This is a genomic window from Nocardia sp. NPDC059236, from assembly GCF_042754085.1.
In the GTDB taxonomy this organism is placed as follows: domain Bacteria; phylum Actinomycetota; class Actinomycetes; order Mycobacteriales; family Mycobacteriaceae; genus Nocardia.
The window spans coordinates 199,399-216,979 of sequence record NZ_JBHZAF010000010.1; the positions used below are offsets into that span (position 1 = coordinate 199,399).

General features: G+C 66.8%; 15 protein-coding genes and 2 tRNA genes. 5 read left to right on the plus strand and 12 right to left on the minus strand.

All coding sequences use genetic code 11. The features are described 5' to 3' along the window. Positions 1-1,284, plus strand: coding sequence for a nitrate/sulfonate/bicarbonate ABC transporter ATP-binding protein (locus ACFXIV_RS26470; protein WP_379398603.1), 1,284 nt, complete (start codon positions 1-3; stop codon positions 1,282-1,284). 72 nt (positions 1,285-1,356) lie between these two features. Here the strand turns inward: ACFXIV_RS26470 and ACFXIV_RS26475 are convergent, their stop codons facing one another. After that, positions 1,357-2,820: an aldehyde dehydrogenase family protein gene (locus tag ACFXIV_RS26475; protein WP_379398604.1), complete on the minus strand. Its 1,464-nt coding sequence runs from the start codon at positions 2,818-2,820 to the stop codon at positions 1,357-1,359. A gap of 192 nt (positions 2,821-3,012) precedes the next feature. After that, positions 3,013-4,347, minus strand: a complete 1,335-nt coding sequence (locus tag ACFXIV_RS26480; RefSeq protein WP_379398606.1) for a DUF2786 domain-containing protein — start codon at positions 4,345-4,347, stop codon at positions 3,013-3,015. 167 nt (positions 4,348-4,514) lie between these two features. Between ACFXIV_RS26480 and ACFXIV_RS26485 the strand changes: the two genes are divergently transcribed. Further along, positions 4,515-4,877: a hypothetical protein gene (locus ACFXIV_RS26485; RefSeq protein WP_379398608.1), complete on the plus strand. Its 363-nt coding sequence runs from the start codon at positions 4,515-4,517 to the stop codon at positions 4,875-4,877. Positions 4,878-4,931: 54 nt separating this feature from the next. Here ACFXIV_RS26485 and ACFXIV_RS26490 read toward each other — a convergent pair. Next, positions 4,932-5,004, minus strand: a tRNA-Arg gene (locus ACFXIV_RS26490). 312 nt (positions 5,005-5,316) lie between these two features. After that, positions 5,317-6,000: a GntR family transcriptional regulator gene (locus ACFXIV_RS26495; RefSeq protein WP_379398610.1), complete on the minus strand. Its 684-nt coding sequence runs from the start codon at positions 5,998-6,000 to the stop codon at positions 5,317-5,319. A gap of 89 nt (positions 6,001-6,089) precedes the next feature. Between ACFXIV_RS26495 and ACFXIV_RS26500 the strand changes: the two genes are divergently transcribed. Next, positions 6,090-6,623, plus strand: coding sequence for a YbhB/YbcL family Raf kinase inhibitor-like protein (locus ACFXIV_RS26500; RefSeq protein ID WP_379398612.1), 534 nt, complete (start codon positions 6,090-6,092; stop codon positions 6,621-6,623). A gap of 46 nt (positions 6,624-6,669) precedes the next feature. Further along, the gene (locus ACFXIV_RS26505; RefSeq protein WP_379398614.1) at positions 6,670-7,512 is read left to right on the plus strand and encodes an SDR family NAD(P)-dependent oxidoreductase; all 843 of its coding nucleotides are present in this window, start codon (positions 6,670-6,672) and stop codon (positions 7,510-7,512) included. A 42-nt stretch (positions 7,513-7,554) separates the two neighbouring features. On the opposite strand, the gene ACFXIV_RS26510 is transcribed toward ACFXIV_RS26505, so the two are convergent. The 4 genes from ACFXIV_RS26510 to ACFXIV_RS26525 are packed head-to-tail and all read right to left on the minus strand — an operon-like array spanning position 7,555 to position 10,279. Continuing rightward, a complete protein-coding gene (locus tag ACFXIV_RS26510) occupies positions 7,555-7,746 on the minus strand; it encodes a hypothetical protein (RefSeq protein ID WP_379398616.1) in 192 nt (63 codons plus the stop codon). A gap of 12 nt (positions 7,747-7,758) precedes the next feature. Next, a complete protein-coding gene (locus ACFXIV_RS26515) occupies positions 7,759-8,721 on the minus strand; it encodes a sigma-70 family RNA polymerase sigma factor (protein WP_379398618.1) in 963 nt (320 codons plus the stop codon). Positions 8,722-8,758: 37 nt separating this feature from the next. Then, the gene (locus ACFXIV_RS26520; protein ID WP_379398620.1) at positions 8,759-9,466 is read right to left on the minus strand and encodes a hypothetical protein; all 708 of its coding nucleotides are present in this window, start codon (positions 9,464-9,466) and stop codon (positions 8,759-8,761) included. Positions 9,467-9,487: 21 nt separating this feature from the next. Continuing rightward, positions 9,488-10,279: an SDR family NAD(P)-dependent oxidoreductase gene (locus tag ACFXIV_RS26525; RefSeq protein ID WP_379398622.1), complete on the minus strand. Its 792-nt coding sequence runs from the start codon at positions 10,277-10,279 to the stop codon at positions 9,488-9,490. 187 nt (positions 10,280-10,466) lie between these two features. Here ACFXIV_RS26525 and ACFXIV_RS26530 point away from each other — a divergent pair, with 187 nt between their 5' ends. Next, on the plus strand, positions 10,467-11,387 hold the full coding sequence (locus tag ACFXIV_RS26530; protein WP_379398624.1) for an SGNH/GDSL hydrolase family protein: 921 nt from the start codon (positions 10,467-10,469) through the stop codon (positions 11,385-11,387). A gap of 17 nt (positions 11,388-11,404) precedes the next feature. On the opposite strand, the gene ACFXIV_RS26535 is transcribed toward ACFXIV_RS26530, so the two are convergent. The 4 genes from ACFXIV_RS26535 to ACFXIV_RS26550 all read right to left on the minus strand — a co-directional run bounded on the left by ACFXIV_RS26535 (position 11,405) and on the right by ACFXIV_RS26550 (position 17,444). After that, positions 11,405-12,211, minus strand: a complete 807-nt coding sequence (locus tag ACFXIV_RS26535; RefSeq protein ID WP_379398626.1) for an LLM class flavin-dependent oxidoreductase — start codon at positions 12,209-12,211, stop codon at positions 11,405-11,407. 111 nt (positions 12,212-12,322) lie between these two features. Further along, positions 12,323-12,395: transfer RNA gene (locus ACFXIV_RS26540), tRNA-Leu, on the minus strand. Positions 12,396-12,674: 279 nt separating this feature from the next. Beyond that, positions 12,675-13,088, minus strand: coding sequence for a pyridoxamine 5'-phosphate oxidase family protein (locus ACFXIV_RS26545; RefSeq protein ID WP_379398628.1), 414 nt, complete (start codon positions 13,086-13,088; stop codon positions 12,675-12,677). A gap of 129 nt (positions 13,089-13,217) precedes the next feature. After that, entirely contained in the window at positions 13,218-17,444 is a 4,227-nt protein-coding gene (locus ACFXIV_RS26550) for a molybdopterin-dependent oxidoreductase (protein ID WP_379398630.1), read from the minus strand. Positions 17,445-17,581: the final 137 nt, after the last annotated feature.

A 17,581-nucleotide genomic window follows, 5' to 3' on the forward strand; every position in this document is an offset into this window, starting at 1 on the left:
GTGTCGACCCCCATCGTCACCGTCGATCGTGTCACCAAGAACTTCACCAACCCCTCCGGCGAGCAGCTGCCGGTTCTCTCGGATGTCTGCCTCGAGTTGCAGGAGGGTGAAATCGTCGCGCTACTGGGCAAATCCGGCTCCGGCAAGTCCACGCTGCTGCGGATCATCGCGGGCCTGATGCTCCCCTCTGCGGGGTCCGCGCGCATCCGGCAGACCGAGATCACCGAGCCGAATGCCAATACCGCCATGGTGTTCCAGACCTTCGCATTGCTGCCGTGGCTGACCGTGCGCCAGAACGTCGAACTCGGCCTTCGCGCCCAAGGGATTTCGGCCTGGGAGCGCGGCGAGAGGGTCACCGACGCCATCGACATGATCGGCCTGGACGGCTTCGAGAACGCCTATCCCAAGGAGCTCTCCGGCGGTATGCGCCAGCGAGTGGGATTCGCCCGCGCCCTGGTGGTGCAGCCGGAGGTGCTGCTCATGGACGAACCGTTCTCGGCGCTGGACGTCTTGACCGCCGAGAACCTGCGCGGCGAGCTCATGCGACTGTGGGCGGAGACCGCCTTCCCGACCAAGACCATGCTGATGGTCACCCACAACATCGAGGAGGCCGTGCAGCTGGCCGACCGAATCCTGGTGCTGGACAACAATCCGGGGCGAATCAAGGGCGAGATCCAGGTGCGTCTCCCGCAGCCGCGCGACCCGCGCGGCGCGGGGTTCCAGGCGCTGGTGGACCAGGCCTATCGGATGCTCACCGACGCCACCTTCGATGGCAGCTGGCCGAGCATCACCCCCACCCCCACCACCCGGCCGCTGCCCGATGCCGGGGTGGACGGAATCGGCGGCATGCTCGATTTTGTTGCCGCCCAAGGCGGGCGGGCGGACCTGCCGGATCTGGCGGGCGGGTTGCGCTTCGAGGTCGACGACCTGATGCCGGTCGTCGACGCCGCCACCATGCTGGGGCTGGCCACCACCGCCGACGGGGACATCGAGCTCACCGTCGACGGCACCCTGTTCGCCGAGGCCGATATCGACAGTGCCAAGGCCATTTTCGCGCGGCTGGCGCGAGCCAACGCGCCCCTGGTCGCGGCGATCGACCACGCGCTGACCAGTGCGCGCAATCATCGGCTGCGCGACGGCTTCTTCCTCGACCTGCTGCGGCGGGGCTTCACCGAGGACGCCGCGCGGCGACAACTGCGGATCGCCATCGACTGGGGACGCTATGCCGAACTCTACGAGTACGACGCAGCCGAGCGGCTGCTCACCCGGCATCCGGAGGCCTGAGGCGTCCGCCGTTGCGGCGAGCCCGGGCACGGCGCTTGCCCTCGCACACGGCCTGCGCCCGGGCCTCCGGGATCACAACGGCCACTGCATGTGCTTGACCTCGAAGAATTCGCGGAATCCCTCCTCGCCGCCCTCCCTGCCGATGCCGCTGTAGCCCGGCCCGCCCCATGGGGCGTCGGCCCGCATGCCGGCGCCGCCGTTGATGGTGACAGTGCCCGAGCGGATCCGGCGGCCGAAGGCGATGGCCTCGGCGGTCGGTCCCCAAACGTTGGCATTGAGGGCGTACTTGACGTCGTTCGCCATGCGGACCGCCTCGTCGAGGTCGGTGTACGGCATCACCACGCCCACCGGGGCGAAGAGTTCCTCCTGGGCGATCTCCGCTTCATTGGGCACGCCGGTCACCAGCGTCGCCTCGAGGAAGAAGCCGTCGTCGAGCCCGGCCGGGCGGCCGCCGCCGACGGGGATCCGGGCGCCGGCCGCGCGGGCGCGGGTGAGGAACCCTTCCACGTCGACGCGGTGCTCATCGGTGATCAGCGGTCCCAGGACCGTCTCGGGCGACATCGGGTCGCCGACTGCCAGGCTCCGCAGGAACCGGCCCGACTGCTCGACGTATTCGTCGAAATCGGCCTGCGGCACCAGGGTTCGGGTCGTGGCGCCGCAGGCCTGCCCGCTGTTGCGGGTGAACCGCAGTGCCGAGGCCGGTACCACCCGGGTCAGATCGGTGCCGGGCAGCACGATATTGGGCGATTTGCCGCCGAGCTCGAGGACGACCTTCTTCAGGGTCGGCGCGGCCAGCGTCAGAATGATGCTGCCGACGGAAGGCGAGCCGGTGAAGCTCACCATGTCGACCTCGGGCGCCTGCACGACCAGCGTGGTGACCTCGGGCGGGCCGAAGACCAGATTGACTGCGCCGCGCGGGAATCCGGCCTTCTCGACCAGCCGCACGAACGCCGATGTCAGCAGGATCGCCTTCGGTGACGTGACCAGGATCGTCGAGCAGCCGGCGGCCAAGGCGCCGCCGAGCTTCAAGGCGGACATCGTGATCGGCGCGTTGTACGCGACGATGGCGGCAACCACACCGGCCGGTTCTCGGAGCAGCATGCTGCTGTTGGTGATCGGGTCGTGGTCCAGTGGCAGCGGTTGCTCGTATCCGTCCCGCGGCCCTTGTGTCGCAGCCTCGGCGAACCAGCGGAAGAACTTCGCCGGCAGATCCACGTGGTGGGTGGGCCCGCTGCTGATCGGGGTGCCGAGTTCGGTGGCCGCCAGCCGGACCAGCTCGTCACGGTGCTCCTCGAGCAGGTCCGCGAGGCGGTGCAACAGCACGCCGCGGTCGGCGGGGCGGAGTCGGCTCCACTCACCCCCGTCGAAGGCGCGCCGGGCCGCGGCGATGGCGGCGGCGACCTGGGCCGGTGCCGTGGACGGGGTGAGCGCCACCGGCCGGCCGGTGGCGGGGTTGATCGTGGTTATCGGCTCACCGTCGCCGGTGATCCAGCGACCGTCGACATAGCTTTCGGCGTTGCTTATCACGGTGGTCATGGCAATCCCTTTGTGTCGCTTTCGGATCGGCGAGGCCAAGGATGGCCGTGCCCGCTGATACCGCGCTGTCAGCGGGTGGCAGCGGAGCCTAGGTGCGGCTGGACTCCCGCAGCCTGATGCCCGACCCACCCCGGGGTGCCTCGTTGTTTCAGCAGTGACCGGCCGATCCGGCCATCGGCTCCGGGATGGTGGTCAGGACTGTCCCGGGTCGAGCCGGGCGCGGTCGGCGGCCACTCGGCCGGCGTCCCAGCCTGCGGCGCTGCGGATTATGATCCCGCGATTCCGGGCCTGTGGAAACAGGGTGTCGAAAGCCGCGTCGACTGCGATCTGGTGTGAGGCCAAGACCGGCAGCAGTCGTTCCGGCTCAGCCGATTCCGCGATGGTGGCCGTGGTGGCCGCATCCAAGCGCTCCCCGATACGGGTGGCATAGGCGACGAGGAACGACTTCCGGAATGTCCGGCTGCGCGCTTCGTCGGTTCGGGAGGCTTTGTCGCTTCGAGAAGCTTTGTCGCCGTTCGCGATCATCGCCCTGGTGGCCTGCACGAGCAGCGAGGTGGACAACAATTCCACCGCGTCGAGATCCGCGTCGTCGCCGACGATGGTCATGAAATCCCATGCCGAGAAAAAGACGGCGCGGCATCGATTGGCCTTGGCGACCACGTCGATCAGCAGGGCCTTCGCGTCGGTGTACGGGGTATCGAGCCACATTCGCCGTGCCCCTGGCAGATCCGGGACGGCGGTGTCGGCGTCGACGAGCACCCGATCGAGCGCGTACTTGGTCATCAGCTCCTGTGCCTTGGCCGACAGGGCCTCGGCCTCTTCCGGGAAGGACGTGGACTCGGCTTTGGCGAGCAGTCCGCGAACGCGGCCGAGCACCTTCTCGTCGACATGATGGGGGACCGCGGCCGTCGGACGTGCGGTACCGGGTAGGGGCCTGATGAGTTCCAGTTTCGGCAGCAGGATCAGCAGTGCGAGGGCCTCGATGACGGTGGTGAGCGCTTCGGCGGTGGTCAGCATGTGCTTCGCCGCCCACTGGCCGAAATGCGGCGAGGAATCCGACCACCAGGCGTGCGCCGCCAATTCACCGAGCTGAGCAACCCAGGTTTCGTCGACGGTCGCAGGCGCGAAGGGCCGCACGGAGTCCGCCATGGTGTCGATCAGAAAGCTGACCGCGAAGTCGTCGACCCGCCGTCGCGCCGCCTGCTGAATGTCCGCCGGCAACCAGCCATTCCGGAAGGCTCGCGTCATGAGGTGCTGCCCCGCCAGGTGCACACCCCGCTCCACCTCGTGAACGAGCGGGTCGTCAGCAGCGAGCCGGCCGGCGAACACGACAACCGGATCACGCTGTACCGATCCGCCCCGCACCCCGCGCTGGGCCGATTCCATGGCGGCCGCCAGGATCGCATTGCCGATCTCCTCAGCGGTCGGCGGCCGCCCGTCGGCCCGGCCGGGCATGCCCGGAAAGTCGGCTCCGCCGTATCGTGCCCGCTGCTTGGCTGCCCGATGCTTCCGATTCGGCTTACCCATGATCGACTCCACCGACCCTCGAATCGCCATGACCTGTCACAACCCCGACCGTATTTCACGGCTGTACCGTTCCGTGATGCGGGCCGGGCACGGCCAAAAACTTCAGAATGGAAACAAAATTGGGCTCTGCTACGACGAACAACACAACGCCAATCGGAAGGGTCTTCATGAAGACGTCGTTGAGTGTCGCCGGACGGGTTGCGATCGCGGGCATTTCGGGTTTGGGTTTCGCAGCCGTCGTCGGGTCGGGTACCGCGCAGGCCGCGCCGCAGGACTGCACCGTGACGAAGGGGGTGTTCGACGCGTCGGCAGTCTGCCGGCCCGACGGTGGATCCAACTACGTACTTCACCTCGACTGCGTCGGCCTCTACGCCAGCGGGCCGTTCCCGCTGTACGCCGTCGGCCCCTACAAGGTGCTCAGCTACCCCTTCACTCCGTCGGGTGACCGTATTACGGCGGCCTGCACAGGCACCGGACCCGGCGTCTTCGCGGTCGCCACCAACGCCTACGTGGAAATCTACAACCCGTAGGTGACCTTCATGGAGTGATGGCCGACGCATCACTCGTCCCTGATCGAAATGTAGTGTGCCCGAAAGGATTCGAACCTTCGACCTCCTGCTTCGTAGGCAGGCGCTCTCTCCGCTGAGCTACGGGCACTCGGCCCGCGCGGATGTCGTCATTGACACCTACTCGCCGTTGAGGTGCGCGGGCTGGGCTGCTGTGTTTCGGGAGGAATGAGAAAGGGTCGCTCCCGACGAACGTTGGGAGCGACCCTGATCGGTCTGCGGTAATCGAGACCTTCAGGGGCGGTTCCGTACACCGTTGCGTACGTGGAGGAGACGGCTCGGGTCGAACATCGTCGGACGCTGCATCAGCTCGGTCACCTTGCCGCCTTTCCTGTCGTCTGCTGGACGTGTTGGAATCACGGTAGCAGCGGGGTTCTGAAGTGGTAAAACGGTTTTCGAGCTGTCAGCTTTCTTGCTCGGTGAGCGCGGCCGTCGTCAGGGTGAGGTGTCGGGTCAGTAGGTCGGCGGCGGTGTCGGGGTCACGGGCCAGCGCCGCCTCCTCCAATCGGCGATGCTCGTCGATGCCGTCGCGGTCGGGGTTGCGGTGTGCCGACCAGCGGCGGGCCAGCTCGCTCGCGACCCACATCCGGTCGAAGGTCTCCAGCAACACCGGGTTGCCGCACCCCTCCAACAGGGTGCGATGGAACACCCGATGGGCCTCGGCCCAGGCCTCGCTGTAGTACTCGCCGTCCTCCGGGGTGAATGCCGGTGTGCGCGCCAAGCGGTGGTGGGCGGCTCGGACATCGCCCTCCCAGTCGACGTCACCCCGTTCGATCGACATGCGTAGCAGGACCGGCTCGATGGTCCGGCGGGCTTCGCCGATCTGCTGCCAGCGGCGATCGGAAAAGGCCGGGACCGCGAAGCCGCGATTGGTCAGCCGTTCGGCCAGGCCCTCACCGACCAGTCGCACCAGCGCCTCGCGCACCACAGCCAGGCTCACACCGTGTTGCTTGGCCAGATCCTGCGGCTTGAGCGCGCCACCGGGCGCGCACTGGCCGCGCATGATCGCGTGCCGCAGGTGTGCGTAGATCTGCTCGGACAGCATCTGCTTCTCCGGTGCCGTCGAGGTGTGGGCTGCCCTGGTCATGGTCCGATGATAGACGATCTTCAAAATAATCGATTATTTCTGATATCGTCGATCTTGCCTGTCCGGCACGACTCGAAAGGCACGACACGATGAGCGCAAACAATCCCTTCGCCCGGCTCCCCGAGGCAGCCTCGTTCACGGTCACCAGCACCACGGTGAGCGACGGCGCCGCCTGGCAACCCGCACAGTGGTCCTCCGGCGCCCCTGGCGGCAAAGACGTTTCCCCGCAACTGAGTTGGAGTGGCGCCCCAGCAGGCACCAAGAGTTACGCCGTGACCGTGTACGACCCCGACGCCCCCACCGGCTCCGGCTTCTGGCACTGGGCTGTCGCCAACATCCCGGCCACGACCACGAGCCTTCCCGAGGGCGCCGGAGACGACGCGGGCATGGGGTTGCCGGCCGGCTCCTTCCAATTGCCGAACGACGCGCGCCTACCTCGATACATCGGTGCGGCACCGCCGGCAGGGCACGGTGAGCACCGCTATTTCGTCACCGTGCACGCTCTGGATCTCGACGACATCGGCATCGCCGCCGACTCCACGCCCGCTCTGCTCGGATTCACCATCGCAGGCCACATCCTGGGCCGAGCGACGCTCGTCGCCACGGCGGAGACACTGCCGTGAATTCCGCTCGAGCATCCTGACGAGGTCGGTAAGGCAAGGAAACGTTATGAGCGACAAAGGTATCGACCGCATGGCCGATCGCACTGTGCTGATCACGGGCGCGACCGACGGACTCGGCCGCGAACTCGCGGTGCGTCTCGGCGCGGCGGGCGCCCGGCTGATCCTGCACGGACGCAACCCCGATCGGGCCGCGGCGGTCGCGGCCCAGGTAGCCGCCGCGAGCGGGCACGCTCCGCGGATCATCCTGGCCGATCTGTCACGACTCGCCGAGGTGGACCGGCTGGCCGACGAGATCATCGCCTGCACTTCACGATTGGATGTGCTGGTGAACAATGCCGGCACCGGCGGCCGACCGGGCGGGAGACGCGAACTCAGCGCCGACGGCAACGAATTACTGTGGGCGGTCAACCATCTGGCCCCGTATCGGCTCACCCGGCGGTTGCTTCCGCTGCTGCGAGCCTCGGCGCCGGCGCGGGTGGTGAACGTAGCCTCCGCCGGGCAGCAGGAGATCAACCTCGACGATCCGACCCCCGAGCACGGCTACGACGTGTACACCGCCTACTGCCACGCCAAGCTGGCGATGATCATGGCAACCATCGAGTACGCCGAAGAACTCGGCGGAACCGGTGTCACCGTGAACGCCCTGCACCCGGCCACCCGCATGGCGACGACCATGGTGCTGGAGTCCGGCATCACGCCGATCAGCACCATCGACGAAGGCGCGGCCGCGACCCTCCGCCTGATCTGCGATCCGGACCTGTCACAGATGACAGGCCGGTATTTCAACGGCACCAGGCAGACCCATCCGCACACGCAAGCCCTCGACCCGAAGGCGCGCCGCCGCCTGCTCGAAATCAGTGACGCCGCAGTCATTTCAGCGCAGGGCTGAGGTGATGGGCAGCATCCACAACAACGCCGATCCGTCGTGAGCTTATCGGCGGATCCCGCAGCGGGCGGCTGCAATACGGAACAGTTGAAGGCGTTCCGATGGCCAATTCTCTTGGTAGATCTGCCGAATCATGCAGTCGGCGGCGTCCGCTGAACCGAGCATGAGTTGGCAGAACAGCCGCAGCTGTGCGCGCAGCTCGGCGTCTTGCCGGGCGATGTTTTCCTGTTCGGACATGCCGTTACCTGGTCAGAGTCCGAACAGCGGAAACAGCCCGGAGCCGTGGAACGCGACGATTCTGGTGACGCCTTCGGCGGTGATTGTCAATACGTGCAGCGCGTGTGGATGGTGCGCGCCGTCGTGGCCGCGGGCGTACACCGCGAAGGCGGGCTGTCCATTGGCGGAGGTGGCGACCAGCTCGGCCGGACCGATCATCCGCATCTGTCTGGCCAGGAAGGCGAGGATGGTGTCGCGGCCTTCGAACCAGGTTGCGATCGGCGGCATTTCCCATCGTGCGTCTTCGGTCAAGACCGCGACGAGTTGATCGACGTCCGCGGTTTCGAATGCGGTGACGTATCGGTCGAGCAGGGCGCGCTGCCGGGGTTCGGCCGGTTCGGTCAGACCGTCCTCGCTGAGCGGAACCTGGGCTCGCGCTCGCTGCAGCGCGCTGTTGACGGCCGCCGTTGTCATCTCCAGCAGTTGCGCGACCTCGGCGGTCCGCCATTGCAGCACATCACGCAGGATCAGCACGGCTCGTTGTCGCGGTGGTAGCTGTTGCAGTGCCCCCATCAGGGCGAGCCGCATGGTCTGTCGTTGCACCACGACGGTTGCCGGGTCGGTCGGTGCGGCGGTGAACAGGACGTCGGGTATCGGCTGGAGCCACGACACCTCCGGGCTTCGCTCGATCAGCCTGGTCTCCGGATGTGTCTCGGGGTCGCCGAGATCGGCGGGCAGCGGCCTGCGTCTGCTTTTTTCCAGCGCTTTGAAACACGCCCGGGTCGCGATGCGGTAGAGCCAGGTCCGCAACGACGATCGGCCCTCGAACCCGTCGTAGGCCCGCCAGGCGTCGAGATAGACGTCTTGCACCACTTCTTCGGCGTCGTCGACCGAACCGAGCATGCGGTAGCAGTAGGCGAGCAGCTCGCGTCGGAACGGTTCGCTCAGCCGTCCGAAATCCTCGTTGCTGGTCGTGGCTTCAGTCATTGTGTGCATGATCCGCCGATCCTGCTGTGGGTGTTGTTCATCGTGATCAACGAACGGTGATGTCGGCCATGTCGATGGCGACCAGGACGATCCGGTCGTCGCCCACGGTGGTGTAGGCCCGTCGGGTGGCCGGGATGATGATGCCGTCGATATCGCGGTAGTCGGCGGCGTAAAGCTGTGACTCGGTGGCCGGGTCGACGATGTCGATGGCGAAGTCGTGGCGGCGCAGCAGCCCGTCCGGGCCGAAGCAGAACACCTGTTTACGGGTGTGGCTCTTGATGTGGTCGGGGAAGGTCACGTGTAGCCGCCGCCATGTTTCACCGTCGGCCTCGATGGGCGCGATCTCTTCGCAGACGAACCCCGGCCACGTGAACAGGAACGGCGTATTCAGGTACGTCCACAGTGCTTCCCCGGTGAAGTACGCGAGATGTAGGTCGTCCCACGGCGTTTGGAACTGGTGGCCGTCGAACGAGCGCTCCGGGTCGTCGCGCGCGTCGACCACCGTGCCGTCGCGTTGCTGCAGGACGACCCGGTTGGGCTCGAAGAGCGACCGTCGGTCTCGACCGGCGAAGTCCATGGTCAGCCGTTCCCGCGTGGTGTCCACCTCGAAGCGGACGTCCCTCAGCGCATCGCCTTTTCCCTTGACCTGCCAGAACGCCCCGGTGATGGCGGCATCGACGCGGATCGCCCGGATCCGATTCCATCGGTCCGAACCACCGTGCGCGGCAACCGCGCTCGCGAGTAGATCGTTCATTGCCTTGCTCCTCCGTGGTGGTCAGTCGACGATGATTCCGCCGGTCAGGTTGGCGACGGTTCCGGTCATCGCGGATGCTCGGTCGGAGGCGAGGAATACCGCGACAGCCGTGAGTTCGGTCAGTGTGGTCGGGCGTTTGCGGTGGGTCATCGCGCTGACGGCGGCGGTGAATTGGTCTTTGGGGATGCCCAGCGCGTCGGCGTGCAGCCCGAAAACGACGTCGATGACCGGTGTCTCGACCATGCCCGTGGTGCGCAGGCAGATCGAGCGGACGCCGTGCTGGGCCCATTCGGCGGACAGCGCGCGGTTGAGGGCCTCCATCGCCGCCCAGCCGACGCTCATGCCGCCGACCAGGGGCAGGGGCACCCGGGCGGGTTCGGGTGTGTGCATCATGATCACTCCTGATCCTCGGGGAATCATGTGCCGTGCAGCGGATTTCGCGGTCACGAAGTGAGCCTGGGCGTACGTCGTGACGGGTCGCATGAAATTGTCGACCGATAGGTCGGTGAGCGGGATTCCCTGCAGTCCCAGCGGTGAGATTCCGATCGCGTTGAACGACACGTCGATGCCGCCGACTTCAGCGACGACGGCGTCGAGGTGCTCGGTGACGGATTTCTCGTCCCGGGCATCGACCACAGCGGTCTCGGCGCCGCCGCCCGCGGCGGAGATTTCCTTCGCGACGGTGTTGACGATGTCGGGATTTCGCCCGGTCAGGAAGACCCTGGCGCCTGCGTGGGCGAAGCCGCGGGCAACCGCGCTGCCGACCGCTCCGCCCGCGCCGTAGACAACCACGTTCTTGTTTTCCAGCAACATTTTCCTACCTCCTACTCATATAGAGGCGATCGCACCGCGAAAGTCATCGGCCGAGTGGGCTCGGTGGGATGTCCGCCGAATTCGCGATCGATCGGCGGCGCTACCGGCGCGCCGCTACAGTAGGCGTTCGAATCTGAAGCGGTCACGCTTCGCATGTTTCGCAACGGATCGATAAGAGGTGCACAGCTTGAAGAGTTCGGCTCGGTTGCGGTGGCTTGCAGCGTCCACGGTCTGTGGCACCGCAGCGGTGCTCGCCGCGATGGCGCCGCCGACCACGGCGGAGACTCCCGGCGGCAAAACCCTTGTGGTGATCGGCGATTCCTTCTCCGCCAACGGGGAAATCCTCGACCTGCTGAACGCGGGCGGGGATCCCGGCTGCAAGCACGTGCCTACATCATGGCCGACGCAGCTGACGCAGCGCATCGGCTTGTCGCCGGACGACGTCGAGGACACCTCGTGCCAGGGCGGCACGATCGACACCTCGGGCTGGACCCTGGTGCACCAGGTGAAACGGGCCATGTCCGATAGCGCGTTCGGACCACGCACTCGGACCGTGACGATTCAGCTCGGCATGAACGACGCCTGGGGAACCGACAACCCGGTCGCCTTGTCTCGTGCCTTCACGTGCCTGACCGACCTGATCACTGGTTGCGGTTCGGAAGCCGCAGCGCAGGGCCGCGCCCCCGACCTCGACACCATCACCGGTCAGGCCTATGCCAGCCGAGTTCGCCAAGCGGTGGAGTACATACGCTACTACGCCCCGAACGCGCGGATCGTTTTCGTGGGATACCCGGAGATACACTCTCCCGGCCAGGATTCCGCCTGCGCGAGCATCCTCGGCATCGATGTGGTCCAGCCCCGAGCCGGCGCGGTCACCGGGTTCCTGGACCGGATCGACACGGCCCAGCGCGAGGCCGCCGGCATTCTGAACGTGAACTTCCTCGACACCCGAGCGGTCACCGCCGGGCACGGCGCCTGCACTGCGGATCCCTGGGTGGACGGAGCGTTCGACCCACACACCGAACCACTCGGGTTCCCCTGGCACCCCAGCGCGCACGGCGACTCGATGGTCGCAGCCGCCATGCAACAGTGGATCGCTCGAGGCTGAAATAGCTGTTCAGGCAACTAACGTCCGGCGAGCTCGGCGACGACCGGAGCGAACCTGTCGGCGAAGTCGGCGCCGAAGACGAAATAGGAGAAGCCGATCTCCTCCCGTCGCCGCTGGATTTCCTCGGCGGCGGCGGCCGGGTCATCCGGAAGTACGGTCAGTGCGTCCGCCGCGCGAAGCGCGGCAGTGTCGGTGTCGGGGGGCGCCATGTGCGGCGCGACAGTATCGCCGATAACCGGTACGGCGAGCGCGAGCTCGGCGTCGCTGGTGGTGCGGAAGTCGCGTGCCAGCCGCTCGACTTCGCCCCGAGGCTGATCCCCGAGCACGAAGGTGACCGTGTCCGCGACCTCGGCCGCCAACGCCCGGGCCTTCGGACCGAGTACGGCCATCGCCACGGGCGTGTGATGGTCGGGGCCGTCGAGATCTCGCAGCCTCTGGACGGTCTCACGGACCTGGGCCAGCCGCTCGTAAGGCGGTGGTACGGCGGGCATTCCCTTGTCGCGGAGCTCGTCCTCGATTCCCGGTCTGCCGGTGCCGATGCCCATCTCGAAGCGCCCCTCGGTCAACAGCGACAGCGAGTGCGCTTCCCACGCCGTCAGCCAGGCCGGGCGTAGCGGAGAGGCGTACACCCAGGTGCCCACCCGCAGGTCGGTCAGGGCCGCGACGGTGGCCAGCATGGGGGCGGGCGCCGGTTGCATCTGCGGGAAGTCGGGCACCAGCAGCGTCGAGTAGCCGCTGTCGGCGATGCGGCGCACACGATCTCGCCACGTCGGCAGGTCGGATCTGAGCGGGGCAACGACCCCGAATCGAAACGGTCTCGTCATGTCTGGACTCCTGTCTCTCGATCTATCCAGAGGAGTCGACGACGGATCCACCCGAAATTCATCGGTGCAGCCGAGATCGCGTACTCAGGTGCGCGGGTCGTGAAAGGTGGGTTCCCTCGGTGAGATTCGAACTCACACTTGACGGCACCTGAGACCGTTGCCTCTACCTTTGGGCTACGAGGGAATGGGGGTGGGGTGAGGGGATATGGAAAGGGCCGCTCTCCGTGGCGTTTTGCCCGGTAGCGGCCCTGGCGGGTCGGTGATGCCGAAGCCGCTAGGAGACGCTCCGGACGCCGAGTCGGACGCGGAGCAGGCGGGTGAGGTCGAACGTGGTTGCGGGCTGAATCAGCTCGGTCATGGGGGCCGCCTTCCGGTGTCGTCGGGTGGAGGTGTTGAAAACACGGTAGCAACGGGATCCGAAGCGGTAAAACGATTTTCGGAGTTGGGGGTGGAGGTTCGGCGGTCAGCTTCCGGTGCGGGGGAGTTGGCCGAGGCGGCTGAGTTGGGCGGGCGGGGCGAGGTTGAAGCGCCGGCAGTCCGCGCATCGCCGTGATGTCGCGGTCGAGGTGGCCGTGTGGTGGAGTACGGCCAGGGTCGGCGCGATCTCGAGAGTGTAGTCCCGCAGGGTGGCGTGGCCGTCGATGATGAGCGCGTGACCGTCGGAGGTGGATGGTGGCCACAGCAGGGTGACCGCCGGGTTGGCGGTGATATTGCGGCAGGTCACGGGTCCGGGTGCCGTGATGGTGAAGCTGCCGCCGGTGAGGGTGGGGTGCTGTGGCGTGGTGTGCGGTCCGAGGTCGCCGATGCTGACCAGGAAGGCGAACTCGTACTGGCCGATCAGATCGACCAGTTCCGCTGGTAGGTCCGGCACGTTCATTCACCAAGCGTAGGCGAATGTGCGGTGCCGGAGAGCCGATTCTTCCGCGGATGAGGTTCTACCGGCCCCGATGTACCGCAAGTGCGATTCTCGGATATCGGGTGGCTGCTTCGGACCAGGTCGGCGAGTTCAGTAGACGTCGCGGACATAGCGCTTGTCCGCGGCGAGCTTCTTGACGTAGGCATCGGCGTCGCCGGCATCCATGTCGCCGTGATGAGCGACGATCTCCCGCAGCGCGGTGTCGACGTCCTTGGCCATGCGCGCGGCGTCGCCGCAGACATAGAAGTGGGCACCGGAGTTGATCCACTTCCATAGTTGCGCGCCGCGTTCGCGCATCCGGTCCTGGACGTAGACCTTGGTGCGCTGGTCGCGTGAGAAAGCGAGGTCGAGGCGGGTGAGGATTCCTTGCTTTTGTAGTTGTTCGAGTTCCTCGCTGTAGTAGAAGTCGGTGGCCTGGTGTTGCTCGCCGAAGAACAGCCAGTTGGGGGCTTGGTCGCCGCGTGCCTGCCGGTGTTCCAGGAACCCGACGAAAGGGGCGACACCGGTGCCGGGGCCGATCATGATGGCGGCGACGGTCGGGTCGTCGGGTGGCCGGAAGTGGGGTGAGCGCTGGACATGCAGTGCCAGGGACTGGTTCTGCTCCGAGTCGGCGAGGTAGGTCGAGCAGAGTCCGCCCCGGGGTCGACCCGTCGGACCGGGGTAGCGGATGACAGAGACGGTGGTGCGCACGATCGTCGGGTCCGACAGCGGGCTCGACGAGATCGAATACAGCCGCGGTTGAATGCGTTTGAGCATATCGACCCAGCGTTGCGGGTCGGCCAGCACCGGATAGTCGGCGGCGATGTCGACCGGTTGACGGCCCCACAGCCACTTCGACAGTTCACCCTTGTTGTCGTGGCGCAGCAAGGTCTTGAGGTAGGGGTCGGAGGTGCACTCCGCGACGTGCTTCAGCAACTCGGGGGTCACCTTGGTCAGATCGAGATGCTCTTCCAGGGCGATAGAAAATGGCAGGGAGCCGACCTTGGGGACGTCGACGACGGCGGCGGGATCGAGTCCGGTGGTGGCCAGGAACTCCCACACCAGGCCTAGATCATTGAACGGCCGCACGCCGAGGGCGTCGCCCACGTCGTAGCTCAGGCCGGTGCCGGTCAGATCGAAACTGAACTGCCGCACCTCCTTCTGTGCGCCGGGCAGACTCAGCAGCCGATTGCCTACCAGCTGCCCCAGCGGTTTGTCCGCCTCAGGACGCGTGGCGGTAACTGTCGGGGCGGTTCGAGTCTGTGCCACCGCCGACGGGCCGAGTTGCGCGTCAGCGGGCGCGGCCGTCGCCGTGGGAGCGGACGTACTCGATGCCGCTGCCGAGTCGGTGGGGACTGCGAGCGTCGGCAGGAGTTGATCGAGCCATGCGGCAGCGGTGTCGTCGAAGTCGGGTTCGCAATCGACACGGGGAATGAGCCGTTCGGCCCCGAGTTCGGCCAACCGCGCGTCGAGGCGTTTGCCGTGCCCGCAGAACGCGTCGTAGTTCGAGTCGCCGAAGGCCAGCACCGCGAATCGTGATCCGGCCAGCGCCGATTCGGATAGACCGGTGAGGGTCTCAAAGAATCCGGCGCCGTTGTCGGGAGCGTCGCCGTCACCGAAGGTGCTGCTCACGACGATGAGATCGGCAGCGCGTGGCAGATCGGCGGCCGATAGCGAGTCCATGGCGTGCACGGCCGGTGCCAGACTCTGCTCGGCTAATGCCTTGGCGAGGGTCTCGGTGGCGAAATCCTCGGCATTGCCGGTCTGCGAGGCCCACAGGATCACCAGCGGGCGTGCCGGTGTGGACGTTTCCGCTGCCGGAGGCTCCGCGGTCTGGATGGCGGTCGGTGTGGTCGTCGCGAGCTGGCCGGCCGGGGTGACGCGGGCGTGTGGTGTGAAAAGACCGGCCAGCATGCCGTCGACCCAGGTGGTGACGGTGGGGCGCAACGGATTCGTGGCGGAGACGGCGGGCACCACGTCGTTGTCGCCGGTGCGTTGCACACCCGCGAGAAACCCTGAAAGGTACGCGGACTCGATGTCGGTGAGGGCGGGCGCGCTGAGGTCGGTGATGCCGAGGAGCGCAGCTGCTGCCATCACACGATCGCCCTCGTGCACAGCCGAAGCTGCGGCAGCGGCGACAGGTTCGGGGGCTGAGGTCGATTCGACGATCGGCTCGGGTCGGATGGGTGCGGCGACCTTGGTGAGCGTGACCGCGCAGACCTTGAATTCGGGCTGAAAGGAGATGGGGTCTATGGCGTCGTTGGTGACGGCGTTGACGGTCAGGTACTCGCCGAACAGGTCGTTCCAGTGGAACGGCGCGAACGTAGTACCGATCCGGACCCGGTCGGTGACTACCGCGGGTAGGACAGCACGGCCACGGCGCGATGCCACTTCCAGCCAATCACCCTCGACCACAGCGAGTTTCGCCGCGTCGTCGGGATGGATCTCGAGGAACGGCCCGGGATTGAGCTTATTGAGCTTGGCGACCTTGCCGGTCTTTGTCAGTGTGTGCCACTGATGCTGAACCCGGCCGGTGTTGAGGACGAACGGGTAGTCGTCATCGGGCAGTTCGGCAGCGGGCAGATGGGGGCGCGGGAAGAACACCGCACGACCGGACGCGGTGGGGAACCGCAGTCGCGGTGTGGCGGCGTCGTCTCGGTAGCGGATCGGGTTGCGGGCGGGGCCTTCCGGTGCGATCGGCCACTGCAGCGGTCCTTCCCGGAGCCGATCGTAGGTGGCTCCACGCAGGTCGTAGCCGGTCTTCGGATTCCACGCGCCTTTGATCTCCTCGAAGATCTGCTCGGCGCCGGTGTAGGTGAAGGCGTCTGAATAGCCCATGGCGCAGGCAATTCGGGCGATCAGCTGCCAATCCGGGATGGCCTCGCCGGGCGCCGGAATCGACTTGCGGACGAGCGTGAGATTGCGCTCGGAATTGATCATCACACCTTCGCCCTCGACCCACAGCGTGGCAGGCAGCGTGATGTCGGCGTAGGCATTGGTCTCGGTGTCGGCGAACACGTCCTGTGTGATCACCAGCTCGGCGGCCTCCAGCCCCGCCAGCACGGTCTTGCGATTCGCCACGGTGGCAACGGGATTGGTGCAGATGATCCAGCAGGCCTTGATCTGTCCGGCCGCCATCTTCTCGAACATGTCGATGGTTCCGGTGCCGACGTCGGTGCGCAGGGTCCCCGGCGGCACCTGCCACAGCCGTTCGATGAACTCCCGATCGGCATCGACCAGGACCGACCGCTGGCCGGGTAGTCCCGGTCCCATGTAGCCCATTTCCCGGCCGCCCATGGCGTTCGGCTGGCCGGTCAGCGAGAACGGTCCACTGCCGGTGCGGCAGATGGCCCCGGTCGCCAGGTGCAGGTTGATCAGGGCGTTGGTATTCCACGTCCCGTGGGTGGACTGGTTGAGACCCATTGTCCAGCAGCTCATCCACTCGTCCGCCGTGCCGATCAGCTCGGCCGCCCGGCGGATGTCGGCGGCCGCGAGCCCGGTGATCTCGGCGACGGCGTCGGGCGGATAGTCCCGCGCGAACTCGGGCATCGCCTCCCAGCCCTCGGTGAACTCGGCGATGAAATCCGGTGCGGTGTGGCCGTTTTCGATCAGGAGGTGCAGCAGGCCGTTCAGCAGCGCGAGATCGGTGCCCGGTTTGATCTGCAGAAACAGATCCGCCTTGTCGGCGGTGGCATTGCGGCGCGGGTCCACCACGATCAGCTTCGCCCCGGCCTTGACCCGATCCATCATGCGCAGGAACAGGATTGGATGGCAGTCGGCCATGTTCGCGCCGATCACGAAGAAGACGTCGGCATGGTCGAAGTCATCGTAGGAGCCGGGCGGTCCGTCGGCGCCGAGGGAGAGCTTGTGGCCGCTGCCCGCGCTGGCCATGCACAGCCGCGAATTCGACTCGATCTGATTGGTGCCGATGAATCCCTTGGCCAGTTTGTTCGCCAGATACTGGGCTTCCAGCGTCATCTGGCCGGAGACGTACAGGGCGACCGCGTCGGGACCGTGTTCGTCGATGAGCGCGCGCAGGCGTCGAGCGGCGTCGGTGATCGCGGCATCGAGGGCAGCCGGCTGTGGTGCCGCCCCGCGCTCGGCCCGGACCAGCGCGGTGGTCGAACGGCCGTCGGCCGCCATCATGTCGGCGTGGCTGCCGCCCTTGGTGCACAGCCGGCCACCATTGGCGGGATGCGCCTTGTCACCGGTCGCCTTGCGGATCCGGGGTCCGGCGGGACCGCTGTCGAGTTCCACGGTGATCCCGCATCCCACTCCGCAGTACGAGCACACCGTCCGCACTGGGCCCGCGTCCGCTCCGGAATCGGTTGCCGCCACTGCACATTCCTCCCCGCTCGCGTCTCCGTGTTCGTGGGTCTTCACCGCCACGCTAGGAACGGCCTGTTACCGGATGGTCACGTGCGCGGTTACGTTCACCTCTCCATGGGGTCGGGCCGCCTGTGCGTTCGGACGGC

What these genes read in the sequence shown, in the direction of transcription:
- ACFXIV_RS26475 (WP_379398604.1), bottom strand. Translation starts at nt 2,820, where the DNA reads ATGACCACCGTGATAAGCAACGCCGAAAGCTATGTCGACGGTCGCTGG.
- ACFXIV_RS26480 (WP_379398606.1), bottom strand. Translation starts at nt 4,347, where the DNA reads ATGGGTAAGCCGAATCGGAAGCATCGGGCAGCCAAGCAGCGGGCACGA.
- ACFXIV_RS26485 (WP_379398608.1), top strand. Translation starts at nt 4,515, where the DNA reads ATGAAGACGTCGTTGAGTGTCGCCGGACGGGTTGCGATCGCGGGCATT.
- ACFXIV_RS26495 (WP_379398610.1), bottom strand. Translation starts at nt 6,000, where the DNA reads ATGACCAGGGCAGCCCACACCTCGACGGCACCGGAGAAGCAGATGCTG.
- ACFXIV_RS26500 (WP_379398612.1), top strand. Translation starts at nt 6,090, where the DNA reads ATGAGCGCAAACAATCCCTTCGCCCGGCTCCCCGAGGCAGCCTCGTTC.
- ACFXIV_RS26505 (WP_379398614.1), top strand. Translation starts at nt 6,670, where the DNA reads ATGAGCGACAAAGGTATCGACCGCATGGCCGATCGCACTGTGCTGATC.
- ACFXIV_RS26510 (WP_379398616.1), bottom strand. Translation starts at nt 7,746, where the DNA reads ATGTCCGAACAGGAAAACATCGCCCGGCAAGACGCCGAGCTGCGCGCA.
- ACFXIV_RS26515 (WP_379398618.1), bottom strand. Translation starts at nt 8,721, where the DNA reads ATGCACACAATGACTGAAGCCACGACCAGCAACGAGGATTTCGGACGG.
- ACFXIV_RS26520 (WP_379398620.1), bottom strand. Translation starts at nt 9,466, where the DNA reads ATGAACGATCTACTCGCGAGCGCGGTTGCCGCGCACGGTGGTTCGGAC.
- ACFXIV_RS26525 (WP_379398622.1), bottom strand. Translation starts at nt 10,279, where the DNA reads ATGTTGCTGGAAAACAAGAACGTGGTTGTCTACGGCGCGGGCGGAGCG.
- ACFXIV_RS26535 (WP_379398626.1), bottom strand. Translation starts at nt 12,211, where the DNA reads ATGACGAGACCGTTTCGATTCGGGGTCGTTGCCCCGCTCAGATCCGAC.
- ACFXIV_RS26545 (WP_379398628.1), bottom strand. Translation starts at nt 13,088, where the DNA reads ATGAACGTGCCGGACCTACCAGCGGAACTGGTCGATCTGATCGGCCAG.